The sequence below is a fragment of the Tepidimonas aquatica genome (genome assembly GCF_007556585.1).
Classification (GTDB): Bacteria; Pseudomonadota; Gammaproteobacteria; order Burkholderiales; family Burkholderiaceae_C; genus Tepidimonas; species Tepidimonas aquatica.
The window spans coordinates 1-973 of sequence record NZ_VJNA01000085.1; the positions used below are offsets into that span (position 1 = coordinate 1).

Sequence of the window (973 nt, forward strand, 5' to 3'; positions counted from 1 at the left end):
ACTCGTTGAAGGCGTGTTTGAGGTACAACAGGCTCACCATGATGCGCAGCGGCACGCGCGGGCGACCGGCGTTGGACGGCCTTGGGGTGCGCACCAGCGTCTGCCCGAACAAATCCAGCTCGGGCAGAGCCGCTCCCGCGCGCGCCTTTCGTGCGAAACGGTGGGCAACCGCCGCTTCAATCTCCTGCCACGGCATGCGCGAGGCCAGCACCGCCAGCGGGTGGCGCAGATCGATCATCTGGTCCAGGCGCAGCCGGAAAAAATCCTCGGTGGCAGGACAGTAAGCCATCTCGAACTCCCAGAAAATCAGTGCCAAACGTCGATAGAGCGCGGGAAATCGTACCCCAAAATCAAGGAAATGTCACGATAAATCAGATGGTTATGAATATTTCAGGGTGGACTAGGTGTCGTGTCCCGGATGATTGGTTAATTGGTTCACGCCGTGGTTTACTCTTGGCCCGAGAGGTCATGCTGGAGCTGAAACGATGCATCTGAGGCTGCACAAGAACGCCACCACGACACCCAGGATCCGCGCCGAGATCCAGGTCAGCAAGGAGCCCATGAGGGTTCTGGCCCAGCGCTTTGGCGTGAGTGTCTCCACCATCGCTCGCTGGAAGAAGCGTGCATCGGTTCATGACGCCTCCCATACCCCTCATCGACTGCAAACCACGCTGACGCCGGCCCAGGAGTCCATCGTGCTCGTCTTGCGTAAAAGCCTGGGCCTTTCGCTGGATGACCTGCTGGCAGTCGTACGCGAGTTCATCCATCCGACCGTCTCACGCGCTGCCTTGCACCGCATGCTCAAACGCCATGGAGTGTCGGCGCGCGAGGCATTGAGCGTGGCCAGCGGTCCTTCGTCATTTCGTGTGGAACACAACACTCACAATGACTCCTGGTCGTCGAGCCCGGTGGGCATGTGTGCAGGCCGCTGGCCGGCCTGTGCACATGTCCACGAGGCGTGTTTGATCAGGAG

At 60.2% G+C, this 973-nt stretch carries 1 protein-coding gene and 1 pseudogene; one reads left to right on the forward strand and one right to left on the reverse strand.

The annotated features are described in order from the left end of the window. Positions 1-289, reverse strand: a pseudogene (locus tag Taqua_RS13065) (IS5/IS1182 family transposase); the annotation flags it as partial. Between the two features lie 196 nt (positions 290-485). Between Taqua_RS13065 and Taqua_RS13070 the strand changes: the two are divergent. Next, positions 486-973, forward strand: a 488-nt coding sequence (locus tag Taqua_RS13070; protein WP_484421946.1) for a transposase family protein, incomplete at its 3' end; no start/stop codon positions are given.